The following is a 24,373-nucleotide window of genomic DNA, read 5'->3' as shown; positions in this document are numbered from 1 at the left end:
TGGGTGGGATCAGCCGATCCTGGATTCCGTGAGAGTTGCGGACTGCGGCTGTCCGCAAGCATCACTAGCGTGCGGAGCATGACGAAGTCGACCCAGGCAGCGAAAGCGGTGGCCCGAACAGGCCCCGTCCTCACCACCCGCGCCCTCAACCGCGCCACCCTCGACCGGCAGCTCCTGCTGCGCCGCTCGCCGCTGTCCGCCATGGCGGCCGTGGAACACCTCGTCGGCCTCCAGGCCCAGGAGGTCAAACCGCCGTACTACGCTCTCGCCGCCCGCCTCGACGGCTTCACGCCCGAGGACCTCGCCGGGCCGCTGGCCGACCGCACCGCCGTTCGCATCGTCACCCTGCGCTCGACGATCCATCTGCACACCGCCGACGACAGCCTCATGCTGCGCCCGCTGGTCCAGCCCGTCCGGGACCGGGAGGTGAAGCTCTTCCGCAAGGGGCTCGTCGGCGTCGACCTGGACCGGCTGGCCGGCGTCGCCCGCGACCTCGTCGAGGACGGGCCCCGCACCATGAAGCAACTGCGCGAGGCCCTGAGCGCCGAGTGGCCGGACGCGGACCCGCAGTCCCTGGCCATCGCCGTCCGCTGCGCGCTCCCCCTCGTCCAGGTCACGCCGCGCGGACTGTGGGGCCGCAGCGCCCAGGTCTCCCTGACCACCGTCGAGCACTGGCTGGACCGGCCCGCCGAACAGGCCGCCTCCGCGGACGACACGGTGCTGCGCTATCTGGCCGCCTTCGGGCCGGCCTCCGTGAAGGACATGCAGATCTGGTCAGGGCTGACCCGGATGCGCGCCGCCTTCGAACGGCTCCGCCCTCGGCTGCTCACCTTCCAGGACGAGAACGGCGTCGAGCTCTTCGACCTCCCCGACGCCCCGCGCCCCGACCCGGACACCCCTGCCCCGCCCCGCTTCCTGCCCGAGTTCGACAACCTGCTCCTCTCCCACGCCGACCGCGCCCGCGTGATCCCGCCCGCGAACCGTGGCCGCACCTGGCAGGCGAACACCTTCTACTGCCCCCTTCTCGTCGACGGCTTCCTCGCGGGCGTGTGGCGGATCCTCGGCGACGCCCTCGTCATCGAGCCGTTCACCGAGCTGAGCAGGCAGCAGCGGGCGGAGGTGACGCGGGAGGGAGAGCGGATGGTGCGGGTCCTGCACGCGGAGGAGTCGTACGACGTCCGCTTCGGGACCGTCATCCCCTGAGCCGAGTCGAGACCTGGGTGTCGAGACCTGGGTGTCGTGGCCTGGGTTCGTGGCCTGGGCGGCGCGTCCTGCGTGCGGCCGTCTCAGTCCGTCCGGCCCGTCACCGCCACCGTCAGACCCAGCCCGATCATGGTGAATCCACCTGCTCCGCCGATCAGCGACAGCCGGCGGTCCGAGCGGGCGAACCAGGTGCGGGTGGCGGAGGCGGTCAGGCCCCACAGGGTGTCCGTGACCAGGCCGATCGTGATCGGGATCAGGCCCAGCAACAGCATCTGCAAGGGGACTTGGCCGGCCGACGGGTCCACGAACTGGGGGAGTACGGCGGCGAAGAACACGACGCCCTTGGGATTGGTGACGCCGACCAGGGCGCCGTCGAGGATCGTGCGCAGATCGCCGTGGGTCGGGCGGGCCGGGCGTGCCGAGGCCGGTTCGGCCGTCGACACGCGCAGCTCCCCGCGATGCCGGAACGCCTGGACGCCCAGGAACACGAGGTATGCGGCGCCCGCCAGCTTGACCCCGAGATAGACCGCCGCGGACTGTTCCACCAGGGAGCCGACGCCCACCGCGACCGCTACGACCAGCAGATACGAGCCGAAGACATTGCCCACGGCTGTCGCCAGCGCCGTGCGGCGGCCGTGGGCCAGGGCCCTTCCGATGACGAACAGCACGCTGGGGCCCGGGATCAGGACCACCAGGAGCGACATGGCCGCGAAGGCCAGCAGTCGATCGGCCGACACCATGCCCATCACCTCGCATCACCTACGTACGTTCCGGCTATTCAAACCCGGGGCGTACGGGCATGGATAGGGGGCGTTGCGGGCCGCTCGTGGAGGCCCGCAACGCCCCCTGGTCTTCACCCGAGGTGTGCTCGGGAGACCTTCTGGACGACGCTCCCGGTCAGGACTCGACCTGCTCGGTCACCTCGTCCGAGAACGTGGTCAGCCGGGTGTAGATGCCCGGGTAACCGGCCTGGGCGCAGCCCTCGCCCCAGGAAGTGATCCCTGCCAGGACGCCCCCGATGAGCAGGGGACCGCCGCTGTCGCCCTGGCAGGTGTCGACGCCGCCGGCGGTGTATCCGGCGCAGACCATGTCGGACGAGAGGAAGTCCGACCCGTAGGAGCTCGCACAGCTGGAGTTGGAGACGGTCGGCACGGTCGCCGTGCGCAGTTGGTTGGAGGAGCTGCCGCCCGAGGAGGTGGTGCCCCAGCCGATGACGCGGGCGGTGGTGCCCGCCGCGTACACGCCGGTGTCCGAGGAGTCGACGTACGACGCCGGCGTGTACGGCATCGACGTGGACAGGGTCAGCACGGCCACGTCGTTGCCCTCGGTGACGTCCGTGTAGTCCGGGTGGACCCAGATGTCGCTGACCCGGGCCACGGTGCCGTTCGTGCCGTTGAGGTAGGTGCGGCCGCCGACGACACGGACGCTGCCGGTGGACTCGCCGGCCATGCAGTGGGCCGCGGTGACGACCTTGGTGGCCGAGACCAGCGTGCCGCCGCAGAACTGGTTCTGCGAGGCGTCCGTGATCTGCATCATGAACGGGTACGCGGTCGTCGTGGTCGTGGTGCCGCCCACGATGCGCGAGGAGGCGGCCTCGGCGGTGGGGGCGCTGAGCAGTGCGGTCGCGGCGGCGGCAGCGGTCGCGGCGACGACGGCGGTCTTTCTGGCACGGGTGAGCCCGAACATGAGACTCCTCAGGGGGAATTGCCGGTGGGGGATCGCGCGGGTGTGGGGGGTGTGCACGGGGGTCGCGGGACCGACCCCCGTGTGCCCGGCGAGCGGCACGCACTCAAGGTAGGTCCCGGAAGTTCCCCTTCCCAATGAGGGAACCCCCTAAGGGAGTTGGGCAGGGAAAACCCTCGGTCGGGTTCGGTCAAACCTCCCCGGACCGACAAGGACGGGTGAACTCACCTGTCGCGAGGCGCCGTACGGCACCCCGAACTCACGTCGTGCGGCGACCCGCCGCCAGTCTGACGATGTCGACCCGCGATCGGATCCCGAGCTTGCGGTACACGCGGGTGAGCGTCGCTTCGACCGTTTTGACGCTGATGAACAGACGCGCGGCGATCTCCCGGTTCGTCGCGCCCTCCATGACCAGCGCGGCGACCTGACGCTCCATCGAGGCGAGCCCGTCCAGAGCGGTCGGCCCGTCGGGACCGTTCTGCGGCGAGACCGCGGCGGGGGCGTCGGCCGACTCCACGGGGCGCGCGGTGGCTGCCGCCTCGACCTGCCGCAGCCACGGCAGCGCCCGGCAGCGGCGGAACAGCCGCGCCGCCTCGTCGTACGACGTCGGACCGGGAGTGCCGGTCCGCAGTTGGGCCAGGGCGAACGCGGCCCGGGCCTCCTCCAGGCTGTAGCCCAGCTTGCCGAGCCGGTCCTGCGCCGACGTCAACTGCACCACCGCGGCGCTCCGTTCGCCGCGCGCCGCGCGCAGCAGCGCCTCGGCCCGGTCCAGGACGGCGAGGACGCATCCGCGGTCCAGCCGCAGCGCCACCTCGCGCGTGACGTCGATGACGTCCTGCGCCTCCGTGAACTCGCCGCTGCGCACCAGCGCCTCGGCGAGGTCGCCGTGCCAGCGGCCGCGCGCCGGGTCGGTGATGCCGAGGCCCTGCTCCAGCTCACGCACCCGGCGCAGCGAGACGACGGCCGCCTCCACGTCCCCGGCCACCAACTGGGCGTGCCCGAGCGCGGCCAGGGCACGGGAGACGTACATCTGGTCGCCGTCCTCCTCGGCGTGCTCCACGGCTTCCCGCGCCAGCGCCAGCGCCCGGTCCACCTCGCCGCCCGCCGCCTCCGCGAGCGAGGTCAGCACGGCGGACGCGACCTCGCCGATCCCCGTGTCACGGGCGAGGCGCAGGCTCTCGCGGGCCAGATCGAGGGCGCGCCCGCAGTGCCCGGAGTGCAGTTCGGTCTCGGCCACCCCGCGCAGGAAGTGCACCTCGCTCTCGACCGACCCGCGCCGGCGCACCTCGCGCAGCAGGGCGGTGACCGTCGCGCGTGCCTCGGCCAGCTGGTCGCTCATGATCAGCCAGCGGAACCGGGAGTAGCCGGCGCCGTTGTGATGGCACGCCACCCTCGGGTCCTGCGGCTCCTCAAGCGCCCGCCGGATGGTCGCCGGGGCGTCCGCGTGGCCCATCAGCGTCTCGATCTGGGCCTGGAAGGCGAGCGCCATCAGCTCGGTGTACCGGTCGCCGGCCCGCGCGGCCAGCTCCGCCGCGTACGCCGCCGCGCCGCGAGCCTCGTCGAAGTCGCCCTCCACGAGCAGGGCGCGCCAGGCGAGCTGGTAGTGGACCAGGGCGAGCAGCATCGGGTCGTCGCCGGCGTCGGCCAGGGCCTGCGGGAAGATCGCGTCGACCTCAGTCATGGCGTGCCCCGCCGTGTCGATCACGATGATCCAGGCCCGCACCCGGTCCTCGGGCACGGTCGTGCGGCTCAGCACCTCGCGGGCGATGTCCCGGGCCAGGTCCAGCTCTCCGGCGGTGATCGCGTCCTCGGCCGCGGTCAGCCGCACCACTTCCGGGCCGGGCACGCTGTCCGCGGGCGTGTGCCGGGCGGCGAGCAGCCCCAGTTGCGCGGCCACCGAGGGCGCACCCCGGTCCCGGGCCAGGGCCGCGGCCTCGGCGAGGGGGGTGGCCACCTCCGGGTCGGTGCCGTGGGTGGCGAGGGCCAGGTGCCGGGCGCGTTCGATGGGGTCGGAGGCCGCCGTGGACAGCGCGGCGTGCGCGGCCCGGCGCTCCTGCGCGGGCGCCTCCGCGTACAGGGCGGCAGAGACCATCGGGTGCGCGAACCGTACGGCGGGACCCTCGGGCTCGGTCGCCAGCAGCCCCAGTTCGGCGGCCTGGGCGGTCTCGGCCTCGGCGTTGTCCCGGCCGGCCGCGTGCAGCAGGGCCACCGTCGGGCGGGCACCGGCGCTCGCCACGAGGAGGGTGCGGCGGGCCTCCTCGGACAGCATCTCCAGGCGGTTCAGCACCAGGGCGCGCAGCGAGGTGGGCACCGGCAGGGGCTCGCCGGGGCGGGGCGGGGTGGGGTTCTCGGCGAGGGCGCGGCCCAGTTCGAGGGCGAACAGGGCGTTGCCGCCGCTGGTGCGGTGGATGTCCCGGACCGTGGAGCGGGGCAGGCCGGTGTAGCCGCGGTGGTCGAGCAGGGTGGACAGCTGGGCGCGCGAGAGGGGCCCCAGCCGTACGGCGAGAGTGTCCGGCGGGGACGCGCGAAGATGGCGGTCGTACTCCTGGCCGTCCGTCCGCACCGCGAACAGCATCCGCACGGGGGTGTCGCCGAGCCGGCGGGCGGCGAAACCGAGGAGTTCCGCGCTGGCCGGATCCAGCCACTGGAGGTCGTCGGCGACGACGAGGACGGGGCCGGTGTCGGCGAGGGCGCGCAGGGCGGACAGCACGGCCAGGCGCAGGGCGAGACCGTCGCGCTGGAGGGTGGACTCGCCGCGTCCGGTGAGCGCCGACTCAAGGGCGGTGCGCTGCGCGGCGGGCAGCCGCTCGGACACCTCGTCCAGGACCAGGCCGAGGAGGTCGGCGAGGGCCAGGAAGGGAAGGTGGGATTCGGACTCCGTGGGCGAGCAGCGCAACACGGTGCGCGCCGCCCCGCCGTATTCCCCGGCCAATGCCCGCAGGACGGTCGACTTCCCAATTCCGGCAGGCCCGTGAAGCAGCACGCTGCCGCCCCGCCCGAGCTGTTCACGCGCCGCCGTGAACAGCTCCTCCCTGCCGATGACCAGGTCGGGGCGGCGTCTGGCAGGCTCCTTGAAGTCCCGTCGCACGGTCACCGCTCCCCTCCGTGTGTCGTGTTCGGGCCAATATTAGGCAACGGATCTTTGAAATTCGGACTGAAGACATGGTGAGGCAAATAACAGCTGTGGAGGGTTCGCGATCGGCGGGGGGAAATTCGAGGCGCGGATGAATGAATGGACGCCCGCCCGGACGGCCCGAACCGCGCGCCGACGACCACCCGCGGCCCGCTCCGCGGCGCGGCTGTGCCGACACCCTCGTCCACCGCGTCGGCGCTGCCGCTCCGGTCTGCCGTGGCAGCGGCGGCGGTCCCGTCGTGCCGCGTGCGGGGCGTCGCCCCCGCCCGGCGCGTCCACGCTGCCCGCCCGGCCCGTCGGGGGCGCGGCGGTGACCTTGTCGGCCGTGTTCATGCCGCCCCCGCCTTGCCGCGGCTACAGCGCCACCCCTGCCCGCCGCACCCTCGCTCCCTGCCCCGCCCGTCACGACCACCCCCGCCGACCTGGCCCACCCCTACGGCAGCAACCCACCCCGTCGTGCCACCACCACCGCCTCGCCGCGGGTGTGGGCGCCGAGCTTGCGCATGGCCGACCGCAGGTAGCTCTTGACTGTCTCCACACGCAGGCCCAGGCGCTCGGCGGCGACCGCGTTCGTGGCGCCGGCGGCCACGCAGGTCAGGACGTCGACTTCGCGGGGGGCCAGTTGGACGACGCGGCGGGGGTCGGCGGGTGCCGCGGCGGGGCTCTCCGCCAGGAGGCCGCACGCGTCGAGGAGTTCCGTGCGCAGGGCGGGGTCGCTGATCCGCGGGGCCAGGGCGCGCAGAGCCGCGTGGGCCTCGCGCACCTGCTCCCAGGCGGCACCCCGGTCTTCGTACGGCGTCGGCCGGGCCGCCTCCAGCAGCCCCCGCACCTCCTCCCGCACCACCAGCGCCTGCTCCACGTCCCGAGCCGCCGCCACGGCCGCCGTCAGGGTGCGGTCGCCGAGCGGCTGGGCCGTGCGCAGGGCGCCGTACAGGACACCGCGCACCCGGCGCCGTACGACGACCGGGATCGCCAGCACCGAACGCAGACCTTCCGCGGCGACCGCTGCGTCGTACTCGTGGGTGATCTGCCGGGAGACGGAGTAGTCCGTGACCGCGCAGGGGCGGGCGAGGGCGACGGCCTTGCCGCCCAGGCCGTTGCCGGCCGTCACCGCGAGTCTGCTCAGGGACTCGGTCGCCGTGCCGTTCAGTTCGCTGATGCGCATCCGCGGGCGCCCCGGCTCCACCATGCCGCCGAAGGCGACCGGCAGTCCCGTCGAGCGGCGCAGGCGTACCAGCGCGCCCCTCATCTCCACCGATGCGGCCGCGTCCACTGCCACGTGCTCGCCCTTTCACCGCTGTTTCCCGAGCGCACACCCCCGTTCGGGGGTAGTGAGACCCACGTCACGGATTACACGATGACAGAGCCGCCCGGCAAGGTCCGGTAACCAGGAGGACAGATGAACACGGGGACGGAGCAGTTCCGCAGTGCGCGGGACTTCCTGCTCGAACACCGCGAGGACTACGCCACCGCCTACGAGGGCTTCGCCTGGCCCCGCCCCGAGCGGTTCAACTGGGCGCTCGACTGGTTCGACGTCATCGCGGCCGGAAACGACAGCCTCGCGCTGCACATCGTCGAGGAGGACGGCAGCGAGGTCCGGCTGTCGTTCGCCGAGATGGCCGAGCGGTCCGACCGCGTGGCCAACTGGCTGCGGGCGCGGGGCGTCCGTGCCGAGGACCGCGTCCTCGTCATGCTCGGCAACCAGGCCGAGCTGTGGGAGACGGCCCTCGCCGCGATGAAGCTGCGCGCCGTCGTCATCCCGGCCACCCCGCTGCTCGGCCCGGCCGACCTGCGCGACCGGGTGGAACGCGGACGCGTCCGGCATGTCCTGGTCCGGGCCGAGGACACCGGCAAGTTCGACGAGGTGCCCGGGCGGTACACGCGGATCAGCGTCGGCGGGGAACGCGAGGGCTGGCAGACGTACGAGGACGCGTACGCCGCCTCCGCCGACTTCGTCCCCGACGGGCCGACCGCCTCCGACGACCCCCTGATGCTCTACTTCACCTCCGGCACCACCGCCCGCCCCAAGCTGGTCGAGCACACCCACACCTCGTACCCGATCGGGCATCTGGCCACCATGTACTGGATCGGGCTCAAGCCCGGCGACGTGCACCTGAACATCTCCTCGCCCGGCTGGGCCAAGCACGCCTGGTCCAACCTCTTCGCCCCGTGGAACGCCGAGGCGACCGTCTTCATCCACAACTACACCCGCTTCGACGCGGCCCGGCTGATGGCCGAGATGGACCGCGCGGGCGTCACCACGTTCTGCGCCCCGCCGACCGTCTGGCGCATGCTCATCCAGGCCGACCTGAGCGCCCTGCGCACCCCGCCCCGCGAGGTCGTGGCGGCGGGTGAGCCCCTGAACCCCGAGGTCATCGAGCAGGTCCGGCGTGCCTGGGGCGTGACCATCCGGGACGGCTTCGGGCAGACCGAGACCGCCGTCCAGGTCTCCAACAGCCCCGGCCAGCCCCTGAAGACCGGCTCGATGGGCCGCCCCAGCCCCGGCTTCCGCGTCGAACTCCTCGACCCGGTCTCCGGCGCCCCGGGAGCCGAGGAGGGCGAGATCGCCCTCGACCTGTCCGCCCGTCCCGTAGGCGTGATGACCGGCTACCACGGCGACGCCGACCGTACGGCGGAGGCGATGGCAGGCGGCTACTACCGGACCGGGGACATCGGCTCGCGGGACGCCGACGGCTACATCACCTACGTCGGCCGCGCGGACGACGTCTTCAAGGCCTCCGACTACAAGATCAGCCCGTTCGAGCTGGAGAGCGCCCTGCTGGAGCACGAGGCGGTGGCCGAGGCGGCCGTCGTGCCCGCGCCGGACGAGGTGCGACTCGCGGTGCCGAAGGCGTACGTCGTGCTCGCGGAGGGCTGGGAGCCGGGGCCGGACACGGCCAAGGTGCTCTTCGAGCACTCGCGGGAGGTCCTCGCGCCGTACAAGCGCGTCCGCCGCCTGGAGTTCGCGCCGCTGCCCAAGACCGTCTCCGGCAAGATCCGCCGCATCGAGCTGCGCGAGGCCACCGCGGCCGGGTCGGACGCCGAGTACCGCGAGGAGGACTTCCGATGAATCCGATGGACTCCTACACCCACGGGATCGGCGACACACCGCTGCTCGGCGACACCATCGGAGCCAACCTCGACCGGGCCGTCGCCGCCTGGCCGGACCGGGAGGCCCTGGTCGACGTACCGTCCGGACGGCGCTGGACCTACGCCCGGTTCGCCGCCGACGTGGACGAGCTGGCGTACGCGCTGCTCGCGAGCGGGGTCGCCAAGGGCGACCGGGTGGGCATCTGGGCGGTCAACTGCCCCGAATGGGTACTGGTGCAGTACGCCACGGCCCGTATCGGCGCGATCATGGTGAACATCAACCCGGCCTACCGCACCCACGAGGTCGAGTACGTCCTCAACCAGGCCGGCATCTCCCTCCTCTTCGCGTCGCTGAGCCACAAGACGAGCGACTACCGGGCCATGGTCGAGCAGGTGCGCGGCAAGTGCCCGCAGCTGCGGGAGACCGTGTACTTCGGTGACCCCAGCTGGGAGGCGCTGCTCGCGCGGGCGACGCCGACGCCGTTCGAGGACCTGTCCTGCGACGACCCCATCAACATCCAGTACACGTCGGGCACGACGGGCTTCCCCAAGGGGGCGACCCTCTCCCACCACAACATCCTCAACAACGGCTACTTCGTGGGAGAGTTGATCGCCTACAGCGAGCAGGACCGGGTCTGCGTCCCCGTGCCCTTCTACCACTGCTTCGGCATGGTCATGGGCAACCTGGCCGCCACCTCGCACGGCGCCTGCATCGTGATCCCGGCGCCGTCCTTCGACCCGAAGGCCACGCTGGAGGCGGTCCAGCAGGAGCACTGCACGTCCCTGTACGGCGTCCCGACCATGTTCATCGCGGAGCTGAACCTCCCCGACTTCGCGTCGTACGACCTCTCCACCCTCCGCACCGGCATCATGGCGGGCTCGCCCTGCCCGGTGGAGGTGATGAAGCGGGTCGTCGCCGAGATGCACATGGCGGAGGTCTCCATCTGCTACGGCATGACCGAGACGTCCCCGGTGTCCCTCCAGACCCGGCGGGACGACGACCTCGAACACCGCACCGGCACGGTCGGCCGCGTCCTGCCGCACATCGAGGTGAAGATCGTCGACCCGGCCACCGGTGTGACCCAGCCGCGGGGCACCGCCGGCGAGCTGTGCACCCGCGGCTACAGCGTGATGCTCGGCTACTGGAACGAGCCCGCGAAGACCGCCGAGGCCGTCGACGCCGGGCGCTGGATGCACACCGGTGACCTCGCGACGATGCGCGAGGACGGCTACGTCGAGATCGTCGGCCGCATCAAGGACATGATCATCCGAGGCGGTGAGAACATCTACCCCCGCGAGATCGAGGAGTTCCTGTACGGCCACCCGAAGATCGCGGACGTCCAGGTCGTCGGCGTCCCGCACGAGCGGTACGGCGAGGAGGTGCTGGCCTGCGTCATCCCGCGCGACGCGGCCGATCCGCTGACGCTGGAGGAGCTACGGGCCTTCTGTGACGGGCAGTTGGCGCACTACAAGATCCCCAGCCGGTTGCAGATCCTCGGCTCCTTCCCGATGACGGTGTCCGGGAAGGTGCGGAAGGTGGAGCTGCGGGAGAAGTACGGGACCGCCTCGACCTAGCCGCCGGCCCGGTCCCCGGCCTGGCCGCTGGCCGGTCCCGGCTCGTCGCGGCGCATGCACACGCGCGGCCAGCGGTCGAGGCCGAGCTCCGCCTCGTGGGCGCGGATCCCGCGCAGCCCCGGGGTGAGCTCGGCCTCGTCCAGCGTGTGGAAACCCAGACGGGAGTAGTACGGCGCGTTCCACGGGACCTCGGTGAACGTGGTCAGGGTGAGGGCGGCCAGGTTTGCCTCGCGTGCGCGGTCCGCGGCGTACGCGAGGAGGGCGCGGCCCACGCCCCGGCGGGCGGCGTCCGGGTGCACCGAGACCTGCTCGATGTGCAGGGCGCCGTCGACGGGCTCGCAGATCAGATAGCCGACCGGCCGTCCCTCGGCGTCGCAGGCCACCCAGGCACGGTCGGCCCGGAGGTAGCCGTCCAGGACGTCGAGTGCGGGCGGATCGTCGTCGGCCACGGCCGCCATTCCGAGGTCACGGAAGGCGGTCCCCGCGGCACGCTCGATGTTCTGGAGCACCGGGAGCTCGTGGGTCATGGCGGGGCGGATGCGCATGGGCCGAGTGTCCGTCGGCGGTGCTCCCCGGCGCGAGCGGATTACCTGGCGCCCTCCGCGTCCAGATCGTCGGCGAGGCTGTTGACCGGCTGGGGCGTGCCCGTAAGGTCCAGCACGAACAATGGGACGCCCAGCGAGTCGGCGCGGGCGCGGGCGTCGGGGGCGTACCCGGCGAGGGAGAAGTACACGCAGTCCACGGACTCCGTCATCGCGGTCAGCCACAGACACTCCACGTCACGCAGAGAGGCCGGCGCCACGGTCGGGTCGACCTGCGCGAGCAGCCCGTGCGCGGCGATCCCGATGCCGGTCGGCGGCCGCTGGTCGGCACGCCGGATGTCCCGGTAGCCGAGCCAGCGCAGATAGACGGCTGCGGCCGTGACGGCGTCGCGTGCGGTGCGGATGGTGATGGGCTGGAAGGGGCGACGGGGGGTAGGGGGCGGGGTGGGCTCTGCGGCGTTGGTGACCGCGCTCGGGCCCGGGGTCGGCTCCGGGGGCGTGTCCACGTTCGGCTCGGAGGACGCGTTCACGTCTCTGCCCCGGTCCGCTTCCGGGCCCGTGACGGGCGCCCCGCTCACGTTCGCGGTCTCCGCGCCGGCCTGCGCGTCCACCTCCGCACTCGCCTCTCCGTCCCCGTCTCTGCCCGTGCCCCCGTCTCCGCCCCCGCTCCGCCCCGTCTCCGCCACGCCCACACGCAGCAGCACCCCGCAAGGGCACCCCAGTTCCGGGCTGGGCCACTCGTTCTCGCGGCCGCATGCGGTGCAGTGCACGGGGACCCACTCGTCGTCCCAGGACCGGTGGACGACGGTCGTCGCGACGCCGCGCGGGTCGAGCGTCGGGGCGACGGGCGTACCGCAGGCGCAGGGGTAGACGGGGGCCGCGTAGAGATGCTCCCGACGGCAGGCCGGGCAGCGCAGCGAAACGCTCTCGGACATGGCCCACTCCAGGACGAGCTCGTATCGGGACGGCGCTCCCATCGTCCTCCAGGGGGCGCCCGGTTGTCCGCCCCTTGACGGTCTTCACCGGCCCACCTACATTGCTTCCAGATAGTAGAAAAGTGTTTCCGCAATGCGGAAAGCAGTGCGGAACCGACATCGTCACGGAATTGCTCACCGCGGGGCGCGACGGGAGTGCGAATCCGACAGCCGAAGCAGGAGTACTCAATGGCTCGTATGACCGCTGCCCGAGCGGCAGTCGAGATCCTCAAGCGCGAGGGCGTCAGCAACGCGTTCGGCGTGCCGGGCGCGGCGATCAACCCCTTCTACGCGGCCCTCAAGGCCTCCGGGGGTATCAACCACACCCTCGCCCGCCATGTGGAGGGCGCCTCGCACATGGCCGAGGGCTACACGAGGACCCACCCGGGCAACATCGGCGTCTGCATCGGCACGTCCGGCCCGGCCGGCACCGACATGATCACCGGCCTGTACTCCGCGATCGGCGACTCCATCCCGATCCTGTGCATCACCGGCCAGGCGCCGACCGCCGTGATCCACAAAGAGGACTTCCAGGCCGTCGACATCGCCTCGATCGCCAAGCCGGTCACGAAAATGGCCGTCACGGTCCTCGAAGCGGCGCAGGTCCCCGGTGTCTTCCAGCAGGCCTTCCATCTGATGCGCTCCGGGCGTCCCGGCCCCGTCCTCATCGACCTGCCGATCGACGTCCAGCTGACCGAGATCGAGTTCGACCCGGAGACGTACGAGCCGCTGCAGGCGTACAAGCCGGCCGCGACCCGCGCTCAGATCGAGAAGGCCGTCGCGCTCCTCAACGAGTCGGAGCGTCCGCTGATCGTCGCGGGCGGCGGTGTCATCAACGCCGACGCCGCCGAACTCCTCGTCGAGTTCGCCGAGCTGACCGGCACCCCGGTCGTCCCGACCCTGATGGGCTGGGGCCTGCTGCCCGACGACCACGAGCTGAACGCCGGCATGGTCGGCCTGCAGACCTCGCACCGCTACGGCAACGCGACCTTCCTGGAGTCCGACTTCGTCCTCGGCATCGGCAACCGCTGGGCCAACCGCCACACCGGCAAGCTCGACGTCTACACGGCCGGCCGCAAGTTCGTCCACGTCGACATCGAGCCCACCCAGATCGGCAAGATCTTCGCCCCGGACTACGGCATCGCGTCCGACGCGAAGGCGGCGCTGGAGCTCTTCGTCGAAGTCGCGCGCGAGTTGAAGGCGGCCGGCAAACTGCCCGACCGCTCGGCGTGGGCCGCGTCCGCGCAGGAGCGCAAGGCGACCCTCCAGCGCCGTACGCACTTCGACGACATCCCGATCAAGCCGCAGCGTGTCTACGAGGAGATGAACAAGGCCTTCGGCCCGGAGACCCGCTACGTGTCGACGATCGGCCTGTCGCAGATCGCCGGTGCCCAGATGCTGCACGTCTTCAAGCCGCGGCACTGGATCAACTGCGGCCAGGCGGGCCCGCTCGGCTGGACCATCCCGGCCGCCCTGGGCGTCGCCAAGGCGGACCCGGAGGCGCAGGTCGTCGCGCTGTCCGGCGACTACGACTTCCAGTTCATGATCGAGGAACTGGCCGTCGGCGCACAGCACAAGATCCCGTACGTCCATGTCCTCGTCAACAACTCCTACCTGGGCCTGATCCGCCAGGCGCAGCGGGCGTTCGACATCGACTTCCAGGTCAAGCTGGAGTTCGAGAACATCAACTCGCCCGAGCTCGGCGTCTACGGCGTCGACCACGTCAAGGTCGCCGAGGGCCTCGGCTGCAAGGCGATCCGGGTGACCGACCCGGCGGAGCTCGGCGCGGCCCTGGAGCAGGCCAAGAAGCTCGCCGCCGAGCACCAGGTGCCGGTCGTCGTCGAGGCGATCCTGGAGCGGGTCACCAACATCTCCATGTCGACCACCAACGACATCAGCAACGTCGTCGAGTTCGAGGAGCTCGCGACGGAGCCGGAGCACGCGCCCACGTCCATCAAGACCCTGAAGGTCTGACGCGCCCGCTCCCATCCGCCCGGACACAGAAGGGGCGGTCCGGCCGAAAGGCCGGACCGCCCCTTTTCGGTGCTCCCCCGTGGATCGTGCTCCCCCGTCGAGGCCCGCCGCCCCCGTGTCGGCGGGCCTCGTGTGAGAACAATGTGCCCTGCACCGGGGGCGGTTGAAGCCTCCCGGCGTGTGTTCAGAGGTTGATTTGAGGGTTGCGTAGCCGGCGTACGGCCGGTGGCGTACGCCCGTGGGACTCGGGGAGACCGTCGGCCGGGCTGAAGTCAGCGCGTCAGCGCGTCAGCGCCGGCGCCGTGCCGCCTCGATGCCGTGCTCGCCGAAGGGGGACGCCGAAGAGCGCCGGGTACGGGACCGTCCGTACCCGGCGCTCTTCAGCCGGTGAGGTATGCGGTTGTGGCCGTCCGACGGTGCGAGGCTGGGCGCGACAGGACGTTCGCGCCGCCGGACGGGGTCTGGGAGAGGCTCGGGACCGCGGCGGCAGCGACGGAACCGGAACTCCTTCCCTCTGGTCGAGAAGGAGGCCCGGACCTTCACCACCGCACTGGCTCGCACGCCGCCGCGGTCCTCACGTTGCCCGCGCCCCGTTGCCGGTCGACCACCCCTCATCCGGGTCGATCGGCGGTGCGGCGCGGGCGGTGCGTCCGGCTCATGACCTCCCGTCAGGAGACGGACGCAGTCCGGGAGTTCAGTCCTCGCGCAGGGCGCGGACCGCCTCCTCCACGCGCTTGCCGTACTCCGGGTCGGCGGCGTGGAAGTGGGCCAGGTTCTTCTCGATCAAGTCGTCGCGGGAGACCTGGGACAGGCCGCCGGCGATGTTCGCGATCAGGCGGGACTTCTCCTCGGCGGACATGAGGCGGTACAGCTCGCCCGCCTGGAAGAAGTCGTCGTCCTTGGTGTGCAGAGGGGCCTCGTGGGTGCCCGTGTGGCCGGTCACGGCCAGCGGTGCCGCCAGCGGGCGGCCGGTCTCCACCGGGCCGTCGTAGGAGTTCGGCTCGTAGTTCTTCGCCCCGCGGCCCTGGGAGTTGGTCGCCATGAGACCGTCCCGGCCGTAATTGGCGGCCACGGTCGCCTTGGGGGCGTTGACGGCCAGCTGGGTGTGGTTGACGCCCAGGCGGTAGCGGTGCGCGTCCGCGTAGGCGAACAGACGGCCCTGGAGCATCTTGTCGGGGGAGGGGCCGATGCCGGGGACGAAGTTGTTCGGGGAGAACGCGGCCTGCTCGACCTCGGCGAAGACGTTGTCCGGGTTGCGGTCGAGGACCAGTCGGCCCACGCGCTGCAGCGGGTAGTCCTTGTGCGGCCAGACCTTGGTGAGGTCGAACGGGTTGAAGCGGTAGTCCGCGGCCTCGGCGGCCGGCATGAGCTGGACGTAGAGCGTCCAGGACGGGTGCACGCCCCGCTCGATGGCCTGGAGCAGGTCCGTCTGGTGGGAGTTGGCGTCCTTGCCCGCGAGTTCGGCGCCCTGCTCGGCGCTCAGGCAGCGGATGCCCTGGTTGGTCTTGAAGTGGTACTTGACGAAGAAGGCCTCGCCGTCGGCGTTCGTCCACTGGTAGGTGTGCGAGCCGTAGCCGTTCATGTGGCGGTACGACGCCGGGATGCCGCGGTCGCCCATCAGCCAGGTCACCTGGTGCGTGGCCTCGGGGGCGTGCGCCCAGAAGTCCCAGACGTTGTCCGGCTCCTGGCGGCCGGTGAACGGGTCGCGCTTCTGCGAGTGGATGAAGTCGGGGAACTTGATCGGGTCCTTGATGAAGAACACCGGGGTGTTGTTGCCGACGAGGTCGTAATTGCCCTCCGCCGTGTAGAACTTGACCGCGAAACCGCGCGGGTCGCGCACCGCGTCCGCACCGCCCAGGCTGTCGGCCACGGTCGAGAAGCGCAGGAACACCTCGGTCCGCTTGCCCACCGCGCTCAGGAAGTCGGCGTGGGTGAACCCGGTGACGTCGTCGGTCACCTCGAAGTGGCCGTACGCGCCGGAGCCCCGGGCGTGCACCACGCGCTCCGGGATCCGCTCGCGGTTGAAGCGCGCCAGCTTCTCCAGCAGGTGCTGGTCCTGGAGGAGGAGCGGGCCGCCGACGCCGGCGGAGGCGGAGTTCTGGTTGTCGGCGACCGGTGCGCCGGCCTCGGTCGTGAGCACGCGCTTCGACATCGTGGACCTTCCGTGCGGTGGCACTTCCGTGCTGGTGGCAGCGGAAAACAATTTCCGCTTGATGGAGCCTAGAAGTGGGAGAATCTGAACGTCAACAGTTTGTTGAAGTTGTTTGCAGCGGTTGATTCCGGGCGGCGCCCCCGCCTGGGCGCGACAGGACAGGTGTCGGCGGGGGCGCCGCCCGGAAGTCTCGGGGTGGGTCAGATCTGGGCGCCGGAGAGGCGCTCCACGGCCCGCAGCAGGGCCGAGTGGTCCAGGCCGCCGTCGCCCTGCGTACGCAGGGACGCGACCAGCTGGGCGACCACGGCGCCGACGGGCAGGGCGGCGCCGACGTTGCGGGCGGCGTCGGTGACGATGCCCATGTCCTTGTGGTGGAGGTCGATGCGGAAGCCGGGCTTGAAGTCGCGGTTCAGGAAGTTGTCCTTCTTCCGCGTCAGCACGGTCGAGCCGGCCAGACCGCCGTTGAGGACGTCCAGCGCGGCCGTCAGGTCCACGCCGGACTTCTCCAGGAAGACCACGGCCTCGGCGCACGCCTGGATGTTCACGGCGACGATCAGCTGGTTGGCCGCCTTCACGGTCTGACCCGAGCCGTGCGGACCGCACAGCACGATCGTCTTGCCGAGCGCCTCGAGGATCGGCTTCGCGGCGTCGAAGTCGGCCTGCTCGCCTCCGACCATGATCGACAGTACGGCCTCGATGGCACCGGCCTCACCGCCGGACACGGGGGCGTCCAGCACGCGGATGCCCTTGTCCTCGGCCGCCTTCGCCAGGTCGACCGAGGTCTGCGGGGTGATCGAGGACATGTCGATCAGCAGCGCGCCGGGCCTCGCGTTCTCCAGGATGCCGTCGGGGCCGTAGGAGATGGCCTCGACCTGCGGGGAGGCCGGCACCATCGTGATGACGACGTCGGCGTCCCGTACGGCCTCGGCGATCGAGGCGGCGGCCGTACCGCCGGCGGCTGTCAGGCGGTCCAGCTTGTCCTGCTCCAGCGTGAAGCCGGTGACCTGGTAGCCCGCCTTGATCAGGTTCTCGGACATGGGGGAGCCCATGATGCCGAGGCCTATCCAGGCGATCTTGGGGAGGTTGCTCATGATGGGGTACCTCTCTGAACTGCTGTGGTGCGTAAACGAATGGATGCCGGCCGGCACCATCCAGCCCGTCCGGCGTTTGCGGACGAGGCCCGAAGGGCCGAAGCGGGGGTCTGGGGGCGGCAGCCCGCCAGAGGCGGTGCCCTCAGCGGGCGGCGCGCTGCTCCACCGGCAGCCAGCCGAACGCCTCCGCGCTCGGACGGTCACCCGGCTTGTACTCAAGGCCGACCCAGCCCTCGTAACCCGCCTTGGTCAGCTGATCGAGCAGCTCCTCCAGTGGCAGCGCCCCCGTGCCGGGCGCGCCGCGCCCCGGGTTGTCGGCGATCTGCACATGGCCGGTCTTCGCGGCGTACTGCTCGATCACCGCCGGCAGGTTCTCGCCGTTCATGGACAGGTGGTACAGGTCCATGAGGAACTTCGCGTTGCCCAGCCCCGTCGCCTCGTTGACCTTGTCGACGATGCCGACGCCGGCCGGGGCGCTCACCAGCGGGTAGAGCGGCGACTCCGGCTTGTTCAGCGTCTCGATCAGCAGGATCGCGCCGATGCGGTCGGCCGCCCGGGCCGCGAGGGCCAGGTTCTCCAGCGCTAGCGCGTCCTGCTCGGCCGGGTCCACGCCCTCGACGCGGTTGCCGTACAGGGCGTTGAGCGCCTTGCAGCCAAGAGACTGGGCGAAGTCCGCCACCACGTCGATGTTGGCGCGGAACCTCTCCGACTCCTCGCCCGGGACCGACAGGGCGCCGCGGTCGGGGCCGGGCAGCTGACCGGCGTAGAAGTTCAGCCCGGTGAGCTGGACGCCCGCGTCCTGGATGGCCGCCCTCAGGGCGTCGAGCTCGGACTGCTCGGGGGTGGGGGAGTCGACCCAGGGCCACCACAGCTCGACCGCGGTGAAGCCGGCCGCGGCGGCGGCCGCGGGACGCTCCAGGAGCGGGAGTTCCGTGAAGAGGATCGACAGGTTGACGTTGAAGCGCTGCTCTGCGAATCCCATCGCCGGCGCTCCCTTCCGTGTCGAGATTCCGTATTGCGGAAGTTAGTTTCTGCGTATTGGAAGATTGCCGTTGCGTGTCCCAGCTTGTCAAGAGGGCTCGGCGGAAGGCCGTACCGCGCGTTAGGTTGACCGCGTGCGATTGAGAGTGGAGTTCACGACCGAGCCCTTCGACCTCGACGAGGCGCCCGCGCACGCGCTGGCGGCCCGCGAGGTCATCGAGGGGGCCGCCCTCGACGCGGTCGACGTCGGTCCGTTCGGCAACACGGCGGAGGGCGGTGCCGACACCGTGCTCACCGCCGTGGACGCCCTGCTGCGCAGGAGCCTGGAGGCCGGTGCCACCCGGATCTCCCTCCAGCTCAACGTGGTCGAGGAGGGCGAGGAGTGACCGGCGCCGGGGACGAGCCCTTCATCGCGGCCGTGAAGCCGCTGGTCGACGCCATGGGCGGCGAGATACTCCCGCCGGACGAGGCGGGCCCCGAGGATGTCGTGCTCTCCTGGGCGGGCGCCGACGTCGTCGCCGTACGCCTGCCCCAGCTCGCCGACTCCCTGGATCACATCTTGGCCGCCATGGAGCGCAGGAAGGGCCGACCGCTGGCCGACCTGGACCGCAAGGCCAAGCAGGAGGTCGTACGGATACTGGAGGCGCGGGGCGCCTTCTCCGTGCGGCACGGCGTGGAGACCGTGGCGAGCGCGCTCGGGGTGAGCCGCTTCACGGTCTACAACTACCTGAACCGGGACAAGAACGCCTGAGGCGGCCCAGTGGAAGGCCCGCCCGGTTTCGTCACCGCGAATTTTCAACAAAGTGTTGACGTCTCGTCGTCGTAGGGCGTTAGCTATCGGCACGCCCGTTCAGTACGAAGGCCCTGCGCGGCCACGGAGGCTCCCGTGACGTCGAATTCCACGCCCCCGGGCCTGACCCGGTTCAACGCCCTGGAGGAGCACGCGGCGTTCGCCGCTCTCCACGAGGCGTGCGCCTCCACGGCATGGGTGAAGGGGCTGCTCGCCGCCCGCCCCTACGCCACCGTCGACGACCTCTACGAGGCCAGTGCCGCCGCCATGGCCGAGCTGACCGCCGAGGACCTCCAGGAGGCGATGGCCGGGCACCCGCCGATCGGCCGCCCCAAGCCGGGCGACCCGACCTCGGCCCGCGAGCAGCGCGGCATGGCCGGCGCCTCCGAGGAGCTCAAGGCGGAGCTGCTCGAACTCAACCTGGCCTACCAGGACAGGTTCGGGCATGTCTTCCTGATCTGCGCCACCGGCCGGACCGGCGAGCAGATGCGCGACGCGGTCAAGGAGCGGATCGGCAACTCGCCGGAGCAGGAGCGGGAGATCGTCCGCACCGAGCTGGGCAAGATCAACCGTATCCGGCTCGCCCGACTCGTCGAAGAAGTCTGAAGAGGACGCCTGACCATGAGCACCAGCACCACCGCCTCCGTGTCCACGCACATCCTGGACACCAGCGTCGGCCGCCCCGCCGAGGCCGTCGCCGTCCAGCTCTCCGCCCGGTCGGGCCGGGACGCCGACTGGCGGACGCTCGGCGGCTCCGCGACCGACGCGGACGGGCGGTGCAAGGACCTCCCGGCGCTGCCGGCGGGGACCACACACGTACGGCTCGACTTCGCCGTCGAGCCGTATTTCGAGAAGAAGCAAGCCGATGCGCAGCAGGACGCCCCCGCGAATCGGGACAGCGGTGCCGTGTTCTTCCCCGAGGTGGCGATCACCTTCGCCGTCGAGCCCGGGGAGCACTACCACGTACCGCTGCTGCTCAACCCGTTCGGCTACTCCGTTTACCGAGGGAGCTAGCAGACATGCCCACGATCCTGGGACAGAACCAGTACGGCAAGGCCGAGAACCGAGTCGTAAAGATCACGCGGGACGGCGCCACCCACCACATCAAGGACCTGAACGTCTCCGTCGCCCTCTCCGGCGACATGGACGAGGTCCACTACTCCGGCTCGAACGCCAACGTCCTGCCGACCGACACCACCAAGAACACGGTGTACGCGTTCGCCAAGGAATACGGCATCGAGTCGGCCGAGCAGTTCGGCATCCACCTGGCCCGGCACTTCGTCACCAGCCAGGAGCCGATCAAGATCGCCCGGATCCGCATCGAGGAGTACGCCTGGGAGCGGATCGAGGCCTCCGACGCCAACTCGCAGTTCATCGGCGCCGACGAGGTCAAGCACTCCTTCGTCCGCAAGGGCCAGGAGACGAGGCTCACGCAGATCACCTACGACGGTGAGAAGTGGGAGGTCGTCTCCGGCCTGAAGGACCTCGTCGTGATGAACTCGACGAACTCCGAATTCTGGGGTTACGTCAAGGACAAGTACACGACGCTGAAGGAGGCGTACGACCGCATCCTGGCCACCCAGGTCTCCGGCCGCTGGCGGTTCAACTGGACCGACGACGAGCAGCGGATGCCCAACTGGGAGAAGTCCTACGAGCAGACCAGGAAGCACATGCTCCAGGCCTTCGCCGAGACCTACTCGCTCTCCCTCCAGCAGACCCTGTACCAAATGGGTTCGCGCATCATCAACAACCGCAGCGAGATCGACGAGGTCCGCTTCTCGCTGCCGAACAAGCACCACTTCCTCGTCGACCTGGAGCCCTTCGGGCTGAAGAACGACAACGAGGTGTACTTCGCCGCCGACCGCCCCTACGGCCTGATCGAGGCCACCATCCTGCGGGACGGCTGCGAGGCGAAGATCCCGATGGACCTCACCAACCTCTGATCCATCCCCTTTCGGCACCCGTGACCGGGGAACCCGCCTCCCCGCGGACCCGGCTCCCCGGTCACGGCACTCAAACTCCCGGGGTCCTGCCGTGCCCTCTCCGATCAGCACAACACCCGTGAAAAAGGGGCGAACCATGGCAGCAGCCCAGCGCATCGTCATCGAGAACTGTTCGATCGCCACCGTCGACGCGCAGGACACCGAGTACGCGACGGGGTACGTCGTCATCGCCGACAACCGCATCGAGTCGCTCGGCGCGGGCAAGGCCCCCGAGGGCCTGGAGAACGTCGTACGCCGGGTCGACGCCACCGGGCACCTGGTCACCCCCGGCCTGGTCAACACCCACCACCACTTCTACCAGTGGATCACCCGGGGTCTGGCCACGGACCACAACCTCTTCAACTGGCTCGTCGCCCTCTACCCGACCTGGGCGCGCATCGACGAGCAGATGGTGCGCTCGGCCGCGCAGGGCTCGCTCGCGATGATGGCCCGCGGTGGCGTCACCACCGCCATGGACCACCACTACGTGTACCCGCAGGGCTCCGGCGACCTCTCCGGCGCCATCATCGGCGCCGCCCGCGACATGGGCGTCCGCTTCACCCTGGCCCGCGGCTCCATGGACCGCAGCGAGAAGGACGGCGGGCTGCCGCCGGACTTCGCCGTCGAGACCCTTGAAGGCGCGCTGGCCGGGACCGAGGAGACCGTCAAGCAGCACCACGACGCCTCCTTCGACGCGATGACCCAGGTCGCCGTCGCCCCCTGCTCCCCCTTCTCCATCTCCACCGAGCTGCTCAGGCAGGGCGCCGAGCTCGCCCGCCGTCTCGGCGTGCGCATGCACACCCACGGCTCGGAGACCGTGGAGGAGGAGAAGTTCTGCCACGAGCTGTTCGGCATGGGCCCGACCGACTACTTCGAGTCCACCGGCTGGCTCGGCGAGGACGTGTGGATGGCGCACTGCGTCCACATGAACGACTCCGACATCGCCGCCTTCGCCCGCACGAAGACCGGCGTCGCGCACTGCCCGTCGTCCAACGCCCGCCTCGCCGCCGGCATCGCCCGCGTCCCCGACATGCTCGCGGCCGGCGTCCCGGTCGGCCTCGGCGTCGACGGCACCGCCTCCAACGAGTCCGGCGAACTGCACACCGAACTGCGCAACGCGCTCCTCATCAACCGTCTCGGCGCCCACCGCGAGGCCGCCCTGAACGCCCGGCAGGCGCTGCGCCTCGGCACGTACGGCGGCGCCCAGGTCCTCGGCCGGTCCGCCGAGATCGGCTCGCTGGAGCCGGGCAAGCTGGCCGACCTCGTGCTGTGGAAGCTGGACACTCTCGCCCACGCCTCCATCGCCGACCCGGTGACCGCCCTGGTCTTCGGCGCGGCCGCCCCGGTCACGGCGTCGTTCGTCAACGGCCGGCAGATCGTCGAGAACGGGCGGTTGCTCACGGCCGACGAGGACGCCATCGCCCGCTCGACGCGGGAGCAGGCGCAGCGTCTGGCGAGGATCGCGGCGCAGGCCTGACGCAGGCCTGATCAGTTGAAGATCTCCGGTCGGGAGGGACGGCTCCCGACCGGTGGCCGTGGACCCGAGCGGGGTCCATGGCGGCCGTCTCCGGGGCGCGCGTGAACGCGTGCGCCCCGGAACGGTCTCCGTTTCGCCCCCGGAACGGGCCCGTCCCCCGGTCCCGCACGACCGCGCACCACCTCCCTGAAACCCACGTCAGAGACGCCGTGTAACCGACCGGAGGAGAGCCGCTGTGTCCGCCCACCCCGTTCACCCCGTCGACGAGAAACTCCCCGCCCTGAAAATGGCGACCACCGGCCTGCAGCACGTGGCCGCCATGTACGCGGGAGTCGTCGCCCCACCCCTGATCGTCGGCGCCGCCATCGGGCTGAGCGCCACCGACCTGACCTTCCTCACCGGTGCCTGCCTGTTCACCGCGGGACTCGCCACCTTCCTCCAGACCCTCGGCATCTGGAAGATCGGCGCCCGGCTGCCGTTCGTCAACGGCGTCACCTTCGCCGGCGTCGCCCCCATGACCGCGATCGTCGCCTCCACCGAGGACAAGTCCGACGCCCTGCCGGTCATCTTCGGCGCGGTCATCGTCGCCGGCCTCCTCGGCTTCCTCGCCGCCCCCTTCTTCAGCAAGGCGGTCCGCTTCTTCCCGCCCGTGGTCACCGGCACGGTCATCACGCTGATCGGCATCTCCCTGCTGCCGGTCGCCTTCGGCTGGGCACAGGGACCCGACCCCGCGGCCCACGACTACGGTTCGGCGACGAACCTGGGACTGGCGGCCGGAACCCTGCTCATAGTGCTGCTCCTGCGCCGCTTCACCACGGGCTTCGTCAAGCAGATCGCGGTGCTGCTCGGCCTGGTCGCGGGGACGCTGATCGCGATCCCGTTCGGCGTCACGGACTTCGCACCCGTCGCGGACGCGGACGTCATCGGCTTCCCGACCCCGTTCCACTTCGGCGCCCCGCAGTTCCAGCTCGCCGCGATCGTCTCGCTGTGCGTGGTGATGGTGGTGTCGATGACCGAGTCGACGGCCGACATGCTGGCGCTGGGCGAGATCGTCGACCGCCCGGCCGACGAGAAGACCATCGCGGCCGGCCTGCGCGCCGACACCCTCGGCTCGGCGATCAGCCCGCTGTTCAACGGCTTCATGTGCAGCGCGTTCGCGCAGAACATCGGCCTGGTCGCGATGACGAAGATCCGCAGCCGGTACGTCGTCGCCGTCGGCGGCGGCTTCCTGGTGCTGATGGGCCTGTGCCCGATGGCGGCCTCCCTCATCGCGGTCGTACCGCGCCCGGTACTCGGCGGCGCGGGCGTCGTCCTCTTCGGATCGGTCGCCGCGAGCGGCATCCAGACCCTCGTCCGGGCCGGCCTCGACAAGGACAACAACGTCCTGATCGTCGCCGTCTCGCTCGCCGTAGGCATCGTCCCGATCACGGCGCCGGAGTTCTACCACGCCTTCCCGGAGACCGCGCGGATCGTCCTCGACTCCGGCATCTCGACGGGCTGTGTGGCGGCGGTCCTGCTCAACCTGGTCTTCAACCACCTCGGCAGGGGCGTCCGGGACGCCCAGGACGTGACCCACCCGATGGAGGCGGGAGAGGAGATCACCGGGACGACGACCCGGGCCCCCGCCACACCATGAGGTTCGCTGAACAGCTCCGCCTGATCACGTGGGAGCACCGGGTGTTCAGCCCTGTCACGCGGGGCTGCTGAGCGCCAGGCATACGGCGGC

At 71.0% G+C, this 24,373-nt stretch carries 20 protein-coding genes; 11 read left to right on the top strand and 9 right to left on the bottom strand.

Annotated elements, in window-relative coordinates; translation table 11 throughout:
- The first annotated feature begins 78 nt into the window (after nucleotides 1-78).
- A complete protein-coding gene (locus ACZ4UU_RS32640; RefSeq protein WP_471906983.1) occupies nucleotides 79-1,203 on the top strand; it encodes a winged helix DNA-binding domain-containing protein in 1,125 nt (374 codons plus the stop codon).
- An 83-nt stretch (nucleotides 1,204-1,286) separates the two neighbouring features.
- Here the strand turns inward: ACZ4UU_RS32640 and ACZ4UU_RS32635 are convergent, their stop codons facing one another.
- The 4 genes from ACZ4UU_RS32635 to ACZ4UU_RS32620 form a co-directional block, all read right to left on the bottom strand.
- Nucleotides 1,287-1,943, bottom strand: a complete 657-nt coding sequence (locus ACZ4UU_RS32635; protein WP_471906982.1) for a LysE family translocator — start codon at nucleotides 1,941-1,943, stop codon at nucleotides 1,287-1,289.
- A gap of 157 nt (nucleotides 1,944-2,100) precedes the next feature.
- A complete protein-coding gene (locus tag ACZ4UU_RS32630; RefSeq protein WP_471906981.1) occupies nucleotides 2,101-2,889 on the bottom strand; it encodes a S1 family peptidase in 789 nt (262 codons plus the stop codon).
- Nucleotides 2,890-3,145: 256 nt separating this feature from the next.
- The gene (locus ACZ4UU_RS32625; protein WP_471906980.1) at nucleotides 3,146-5,980 is read right to left on the bottom strand and encodes a helix-turn-helix transcriptional regulator; all 2,835 of its coding nucleotides are present in this window, start codon (nucleotides 5,978-5,980) and stop codon (nucleotides 3,146-3,148) included.
- A gap of 472 nt (nucleotides 5,981-6,452) precedes the next feature.
- Nucleotides 6,453-7,268 (bottom strand): helix-turn-helix transcriptional regulator, encoded by an 816-nt coding sequence (locus ACZ4UU_RS32620; protein WP_471907095.1) that lies wholly within the window; start codon nucleotides 7,266-7,268, stop codon nucleotides 6,453-6,455.
- Nucleotides 7,269-7,418: 150 nt separating this feature from the next.
- On the opposite strand from ACZ4UU_RS32620, the gene ACZ4UU_RS32615 reads away from it, so the two are divergent.
- Nucleotides 7,419-9,089, top strand: a complete 1,671-nt coding sequence (locus ACZ4UU_RS32615; protein WP_471906979.1) for an AMP-binding protein — start codon at nucleotides 7,419-7,421, stop codon at nucleotides 9,087-9,089.
- Complete coding sequence (locus ACZ4UU_RS32610) at nucleotides 9,086-10,684, top strand: AMP-binding protein (RefSeq protein WP_471906978.1); 1,599 nt, start codon at nucleotides 9,086-9,088, stop codon at nucleotides 10,682-10,684. The genes ACZ4UU_RS32615 and ACZ4UU_RS32610 overlap by 4 nt, the downstream gene beginning before the upstream one ends.
- Here ACZ4UU_RS32610 and ACZ4UU_RS32605 read toward each other — a convergent pair.
- Complete coding sequence (locus ACZ4UU_RS32605) at nucleotides 10,681-11,229, bottom strand: GNAT family N-acetyltransferase (protein ID WP_471906977.1); 549 nt, start codon at nucleotides 11,227-11,229, stop codon at nucleotides 10,681-10,683. The two genes, ACZ4UU_RS32610 and ACZ4UU_RS32605, sit on opposite strands and share 4 nt — an antisense overlap.
- Before the next feature lie 41 nt (nucleotides 11,230-11,270).
- Nucleotides 11,271-12,161, bottom strand: coding sequence for a hypothetical protein (locus tag ACZ4UU_RS32600; protein ID WP_471906976.1), 891 nt, complete (start codon nucleotides 12,159-12,161; stop codon nucleotides 11,271-11,273).
- A 228-nt stretch (nucleotides 12,162-12,389) separates the two neighbouring features.
- On the opposite strand from ACZ4UU_RS32600, the gene gcl reads away from it, so the two are divergent.
- Nucleotides 12,390-14,174 carry a glyoxylate carboligase gene (gene gcl, locus ACZ4UU_RS32595; protein WP_471906975.1) on the top strand — a complete coding sequence of 595 codons (1,785 nt, stop codon included), beginning with the start codon at nucleotides 12,390-12,392 and terminating at the stop codon, nucleotides 14,172-14,174.
- Between the two features lie 694 nt (nucleotides 14,175-14,868).
- Here gcl and ACZ4UU_RS32590 read toward each other — a convergent pair.
- From ACZ4UU_RS32590 to ACZ4UU_RS32580, 3 genes are all read right to left on the bottom strand, one after another.
- The gene (locus tag ACZ4UU_RS32590; protein ID WP_471906974.1) at nucleotides 14,869-16,326 is read right to left on the bottom strand and encodes a catalase; all 1,458 of its coding nucleotides are present in this window, start codon (nucleotides 16,324-16,326) and stop codon (nucleotides 14,869-14,871) included.
- 200 nt (nucleotides 16,327-16,526) lie between these two features.
- Entirely contained in the window at nucleotides 16,527-17,417 is an 891-nt protein-coding gene (locus ACZ4UU_RS32585) for a 2-hydroxy-3-oxopropionate reductase (RefSeq protein WP_471906973.1), read from the bottom strand.
- A 142-nt stretch (nucleotides 17,418-17,559) separates the two neighbouring features.
- Nucleotides 17,560-18,399, bottom strand: a complete 840-nt coding sequence (locus tag ACZ4UU_RS32580) for a TIM barrel protein (RefSeq protein ID WP_471906972.1) — start codon at nucleotides 18,397-18,399, stop codon at nucleotides 17,560-17,562.
- A gap of 133 nt (nucleotides 18,400-18,532) precedes the next feature.
- Between ACZ4UU_RS32580 and ACZ4UU_RS32575 the strand changes: the two genes are divergently transcribed.
- The 7 genes from ACZ4UU_RS32575 (at nucleotide 18,533) to ACZ4UU_RS32545 (ending at nucleotide 24,283) form a co-directional block, all read left to right on the top strand.
- Nucleotides 18,533-18,784 carry a hypothetical protein gene (locus tag ACZ4UU_RS32575; RefSeq protein ID WP_471906971.1) on the top strand — a complete coding sequence of 84 codons (252 nt, stop codon included), beginning with the start codon at nucleotides 18,533-18,535 and terminating at the stop codon, nucleotides 18,782-18,784.
- The gene (locus ACZ4UU_RS32570; RefSeq protein WP_217207345.1) at nucleotides 18,781-19,149 is read left to right on the top strand and encodes a helix-turn-helix domain-containing protein; all 369 of its coding nucleotides are present in this window, start codon (nucleotides 18,781-18,783) and stop codon (nucleotides 19,147-19,149) included. The genes ACZ4UU_RS32575 and ACZ4UU_RS32570 overlap by 4 nt, the downstream gene beginning before the upstream one ends.
- Nucleotides 19,150-19,284: 135 nt before the next feature.
- Nucleotides 19,285-19,794: a 2-oxo-4-hydroxy-4-carboxy-5-ureidoimidazoline decarboxylase gene (uraD, locus tag ACZ4UU_RS32565; protein ID WP_471906970.1), complete on the top strand. Its 510-nt coding sequence runs from the start codon at nucleotides 19,285-19,287 to the stop codon at nucleotides 19,792-19,794.
- Between the two features lie 15 nt (nucleotides 19,795-19,809).
- Nucleotides 19,810-20,202: a hydroxyisourate hydrolase gene (uraH, locus tag ACZ4UU_RS32560; RefSeq protein WP_471906969.1), complete on the top strand. Its 393-nt coding sequence runs from the start codon at nucleotides 19,810-19,812 to the stop codon at nucleotides 20,200-20,202.
- 5 nt (nucleotides 20,203-20,207) lie between these two features.
- Nucleotides 20,208-21,131 carry a factor-independent urate hydroxylase gene (pucL, locus tag ACZ4UU_RS32555; protein ID WP_471906968.1) on the top strand — a complete coding sequence of 308 codons (924 nt, stop codon included), beginning with the start codon at nucleotides 20,208-20,210 and terminating at the stop codon, nucleotides 21,129-21,131.
- A gap of 136 nt (nucleotides 21,132-21,267) precedes the next feature.
- Nucleotides 21,268-22,647: an 8-oxoguanine deaminase gene (locus ACZ4UU_RS32550; protein ID WP_471906967.1), complete on the top strand. Its 1,380-nt coding sequence runs from the start codon at nucleotides 21,268-21,270 to the stop codon at nucleotides 22,645-22,647.
- Nucleotides 22,648-22,882: 235 nt separating this feature from the next.
- Entirely contained in the window at nucleotides 22,883-24,283 is a 1,401-nt protein-coding gene (locus ACZ4UU_RS32545; RefSeq protein WP_471906966.1) for a nucleobase:cation symporter-2 family protein, read from the top strand.
- Nucleotides 24,284-24,373: the final 90 nt, after the last annotated feature.

The sequence above is a fragment of the Streptomyces sp. NPDC028907 genome (assembly GCF_055564995.1).
The sequence above is the reverse complement of the archived record's forward strand: the minus strand, read 5'-3'. Positions and strand labels throughout refer to the sequence as shown.

What these genes read in the sequence shown, in the direction of transcription:
- ACZ4UU_RS32640 (WP_471906983.1), top strand. Translation starts at nt 79, where the DNA reads ATGACGAAGTCGACCCAGGCAGCGAAAGCGGTGGCCCGAACAGGCCCC.
- ACZ4UU_RS32635 (WP_471906982.1), bottom strand. Translation starts at nt 1,943, where the DNA reads ATGGTGTCGGCCGATCGACTGCTGGCCTTCGCGGCCATGTCGCTCCTG.
- ACZ4UU_RS32630 (WP_471906981.1), bottom strand. Translation starts at nt 2,889, where the DNA reads ATGTTCGGGCTCACCCGTGCCAGAAAGACCGCCGTCGTCGCCGCGACC.
- ACZ4UU_RS32620 (WP_471907095.1), bottom strand. Translation starts at nt 7,268, where the DNA reads ATGAGGGGCGCGCTGGTACGCCTGCGCCGCTCGACGGGACTGCCGGTC.
- ACZ4UU_RS32615 (WP_471906979.1), top strand. Translation starts at nt 7,419, where the DNA reads ATGAACACGGGGACGGAGCAGTTCCGCAGTGCGCGGGACTTCCTGCTC.
- ACZ4UU_RS32610 (WP_471906978.1), top strand. Translation starts at nt 9,086, where the DNA reads ATGAATCCGATGGACTCCTACACCCACGGGATCGGCGACACACCGCTG.
- ACZ4UU_RS32605 (WP_471906977.1), bottom strand. Translation starts at nt 11,229, where the DNA reads ATGCGCATCCGCCCCGCCATGACCCACGAGCTCCCGGTGCTCCAGAAC.
- ACZ4UU_RS32600 (WP_471906976.1), bottom strand. Translation starts at nt 12,161, where the DNA reads ATGTCCGAGAGCGTTTCGCTGCGCTGCCCGGCCTGCCGTCGGGAGCAT.
- gcl (WP_471906975.1), top strand. Translation starts at nt 12,390, where the DNA reads ATGGCTCGTATGACCGCTGCCCGAGCGGCAGTCGAGATCCTCAAGCGC.
- ACZ4UU_RS32590 (WP_471906974.1), bottom strand. Translation starts at nt 16,326, where the DNA reads ATGTCGAAGCGCGTGCTCACGACCGAGGCCGGCGCACCGGTCGCCGAC.
- ACZ4UU_RS32585 (WP_471906973.1), bottom strand. Translation starts at nt 17,417, where the DNA reads ATGAGCAACCTCCCCAAGATCGCCTGGATAGGCCTCGGCATCATGGGC.
- ACZ4UU_RS32580 (WP_471906972.1), bottom strand. Translation starts at nt 18,399, where the DNA reads ATGGGATTCGCAGAGCAGCGCTTCAACGTCAACCTGTCGATCCTCTTC.
- uraH (WP_471906969.1), top strand. Translation starts at nt 19,810, where the DNA reads ATGAGCACCAGCACCACCGCCTCCGTGTCCACGCACATCCTGGACACC.
- pucL (WP_471906968.1), top strand. Translation starts at nt 20,208, where the DNA reads ATGCCCACGATCCTGGGACAGAACCAGTACGGCAAGGCCGAGAACCGA.
- ACZ4UU_RS32550 (WP_471906967.1), top strand. Translation starts at nt 21,268, where the DNA reads ATGGCAGCAGCCCAGCGCATCGTCATCGAGAACTGTTCGATCGCCACC.